The sequence below is a fragment of the Butyrivibrio sp. genome, assembly GCF_024699075.1.
Genome location: NZ_JAILQF010000232.1, coordinates 1 through 3,718, shown reverse-complemented (window position 1 = coordinate 3,718; position 3,718 = coordinate 1). Strand labels below are relative to the sequence as shown.

Annotated in this window: 6 protein-coding genes; all 6 read right to left on the bottom strand. The window is 38.1% G+C overall.

What is annotated here, in order from left to right:
* Positions 1-967: GNAT family N-acetyltransferase (locus tag K6G87_RS09330; RefSeq protein WP_296836266.1), on the bottom strand; the 967-nt coding region annotated here is incomplete at its 3' end.
* A gap of 18 nt (positions 968-985) precedes the next feature.
* Positions 986-1,474 carry a GNAT family N-acetyltransferase gene (locus tag K6G87_RS09325; protein ID WP_296836263.1) on the bottom strand — a complete coding sequence of 163 codons (489 nt, stop codon included), beginning with the start codon at positions 1,472-1,474 and terminating at the stop codon, positions 986-988.
* Positions 1,475-1,544: 70 nt separating this feature from the next.
* Positions 1,545-2,027 carry a GNAT family N-acetyltransferase gene (locus K6G87_RS09320; protein WP_296836260.1) on the bottom strand — a complete coding sequence of 161 codons (483 nt, stop codon included), beginning with the start codon at positions 2,025-2,027 and terminating at the stop codon, positions 1,545-1,547.
* Positions 2,027-2,485 (bottom strand): GNAT family N-acetyltransferase, encoded by a 459-nt coding sequence (locus K6G87_RS09315; protein WP_296836257.1) that lies wholly within the window; start codon positions 2,483-2,485, stop codon positions 2,027-2,029. Before K6G87_RS09315 ends, K6G87_RS09320 begins: the two co-directional genes overlap by 1 nt.
* Before the next feature lie 11 nt (positions 2,486-2,496).
* Positions 2,497-3,138, bottom strand: coding sequence for a hypothetical protein (locus K6G87_RS09310; RefSeq protein WP_296836254.1), 642 nt, complete (start codon positions 3,136-3,138; stop codon positions 2,497-2,499).
* A 303-nt stretch (positions 3,139-3,441) separates the two neighbouring features.
* Positions 3,442-3,718: GNAT family N-acetyltransferase (locus tag K6G87_RS09305; RefSeq protein WP_296836251.1), on the bottom strand; the 277-nt coding region annotated here is incomplete at its 5' end.

The following is a 3,718-nucleotide window of genomic DNA, read 5'->3' as shown; positions in this document are numbered from 1 at the left end:
TCTCTACAAGCTTACCACCACAACTAAGAATCACATGCTCGCTGGCAATGTTAGAAGGTTCACAAGCAATAGTAGCTTCTTCCATTCCTTGCTGTTTAAGCCATAACAAAAGCTCCTTAAGCATCCACTTTGCATAGCCATGGCCTCTATCGCATGGACGTACCGAATATCCTATCTGGAACTTCGGATCTGCTTCATATCTGTACTGGATCATTCCGATAAGATGTTCATCAGATTTTCTTATGCAAAAGAACTGCTTAGCGTGACCTCCAATCTCCGCTGGTGCGTCTTCTGCTGCCCTCTGCCTGCAATTTTCAATGTACGCAAGCGGGTTCTCAAATTTTCTAAGAGAACCGCAACCATCCATGTGATCTTCACAGTCAATGAATTCCTGTCTGTATGCACTGATATCATCAGCATATTTGTCATCGGCTTCTACCAATTCAAGATCAGCCTCAGGTCTTTTCACTCTGGTAAAAAACTCCTTGTCATCTTCATGGTGGATATAAGCGCCGTTCTTAAGCTGCGTTTTCAAAGATGCAGGATTATCCTTATGAACCGACATATAGATCTCGTCTTCCGGAATGATCTCCCATGCCTTTTCTATAGTCAGGCGCAGGCCTTCATTGGCATATCCTTTGCCGCGGTATTCTTTTTTGATTCCATATCCTATGTGGCCGGCGCCATTGGCAAGCGCTTCGCACAGGTGATGCCTGATCCTGAAAAGTCCTACGATCGTATCGCCATCCCACAGGAAGTATTCTGTTCCGGGAACATGTCCGGGAGAAAGGTTTATTCCATTGGATTTATCTATATACCCCGGGAGGATCTTCTTTTCAAACTCTTCGTATGAGCAACCATAATCCTTATTGGTGAAGCCGTTTTCGTCCTCTGGAAGCTGGGTTATAAACTCGTACTCCTTTTGCACATCTTCCATGTTTGCTTCTTTTAGATATACTTTTTTCATAGTTTTTATCCTTCTTTACTAGTGGGTATTTCTTTCAAGCCTATATGTAATCAGCGTCATTTTATCATTAACAACCTCTTCGACACCGAATCTTACGAATCCGCATTTTTCGTATAAGTGGCAGTTCCTCGGCTCTTGGAGTATTGTTTCAAGTATCCATTCCTTAACTTCCGGGTACTGTTCAAACGCAGCCTGTATGGCTTTGTATCCAATCCCCTGACTCTGGTACTGCGGCAATATGAATATAGGGCTGATAAAAGAAATATGTTTTTCTTCAGGGTCATTGTGACCAAGGTTGATCGCTCCGACTTTATTACCGTCCTGCATTATGAAATAATATTGCCTGTTAGGTATGGCTGCTCTTTTCTTAATTCTTTCAAGAGTTTCTATTGCAGGACTACACTCATCATGGTACTTCTCATATAGTGGCATGAAGCTTTCTACCTGCATTTTGTGTAGTAGTTCGAGTTCATTTTCTTTTACCGGAATAAGGTCTATTTTTCCCATTATTTTTTTCTCCCGATTACTCTGTACCAGTTATACTTGAATTATTTTTTCTTTTCCAAAACAGTCTATATTAGAGACACTTTTGAAAATATTTGGATTCTCTGCCATCTTCTTCAAAAGACTCTACCAAATCAAAGCCTGTTTTTTCCAACACTTTAATAGATTCCAGGTTATTAGAATAAGTAAATGCACCGATAGATTCCAGATTAAACTTATTCTTTATTTCTTCTAAAAATAGTAATGTTGTTCCTGTAGCTATTCCCTTATTCCAATAATTCTCATCAAAGATACAATAGCTTAGCATAGCATTAGGTGTTTCTGAACTATTAATACAGTAACACCAAATATCTCCAATATACTCGCCGTTCACCAATATGGTCTTTCCAAAACTATTCGCAGTAGGAAGTAGCGATTTGTGATAGTCTGCTATTGCCTCTTCTACAGTAGTTGCCTTCTGTGGAAGCACAGCTTTAATTGCAGGCTTCTGAGCCTTTTCAAAATATATTCGTACTGTTTCTTCTGTACGATCTCCCAAAGCAATATTATTCTTCATTAAAGATTGATCCATATCCCTTCATCATGAATCTCTGCATTTTCTACGCTTCTATAAAATCTCTGAGCTTCATCATTTCGTGCCATAAGTGCTATCAACATAGATGTACCTCTACTCTTCAACTCTTCACGAAGCTTTGTAAGCATCATCTGAGCAACCTTAAGATGCCTTTTACTTTTGAGAACACATATCCAGTCAAGGTATGCTGCATAACACTCTCCATCATTTCGGCTTGATACGATTGAAGCATCAATTCTACCAATAACAGCATCTTTCTCTATCGCAAGAAATGACACTGCATTAACAAACCTTTCATCTGAAAAAGAAGCTATAATTTTATCCCTATACTCATCATCGGGCTCCCAGAAATATGTATCTGGCTCTTCCTGACGTAATCTCTTTTCATAATCTATCACTTTATCAACGTAATCTCTTGTAAATTCAACTATTTCTATCATTTCTATACCTTTTAAAATACTTCTCCTGTTTTGTTATCCTTTTCAAAAACACTGTCACAGTACTGATTCCACTGGATCTCATACTGCTCATGTGTAAGTAACTGCATATCTTTTGGCGTTTTGATTCCTCTTTTTACTGCTTCATTAACAAAGGGCCATACCCACTCATCGCTTTCAGATATAACAGCCTTAACTGTTTCATAGCCTCGCTCTACTGCAAGGTAAAGTCTTGTATGCCCATCCAGAGATATATAACGGTTGTTACAAGGCTTAGCCTGTATAACAATATCATTCTTATCATGAACGAAAGTCTTTACCGCCTCCAACTTAGTTTCATCGATAAAAAACTGTGATGGTTGTATATCTGATAGTTTTATTTCTATCAGTTGTTCCTGCCCATACTCAGCTACAAGATTATTATCAGAATCAATATATCTTGTAATATGAGGAGCATTAAAGCGGAATTCTTCGATTAAATCAACATATACTGAAGCATCCTTCCCCCTGACAATTGCTGTTATGTTGTCAATTATTTCAACTTCATAAGGCTCTCCATCTATCAGATAAGCCCCGTGTTGATTAAGAACCATCTGAGAAAACCTGGTATCATCGTATGAATCTATCCTTACAATATCTCTATTATCTGAGCTCATATTGCTTTCCTAACATCATTATTTTAACTGCATTTTATCTATTTGCACTTTACTCATAGTATATTTTTCTAACATTCTAGTATAAAAAGGCATATACTCACGATTTCGCAAGCGTATGCCTTATAATAACACAGTAAAAATGGCTATTCTACTGTCTTTCTAATATAATTAGTACTTTCGTTTACTTGCGCAGGCCCTCAATCTCATTCTGCAATTCCCCGAGAAATTGCATAGCAACTTCATCCAACAGATAGTAGATTTTTTGTCTGTTATAAATACTTAAGACCCTTTTAATATGCAGCTTTACACATTCCAAGTCGCATATACGCAGTTCTGTCCTTCAACTTTATCAAACCCCATTGATGTATACAAACGAATTGCCGGAACATTATCAACATCTACCATCAAAGACATGCCCTTAGGATTGTTCAGTTCTATGGCTTTGGCCAGGAGCTTTTTGCCATATCCTTTTCTGCGGTATTCATCTTTTACAAACACATCATAGGGCTCATTTTCTTCATAATTCTTTGTGAGATCCAAATAGCCAACGACGTTATTTTCTTCAGTAGCCACCAAAACA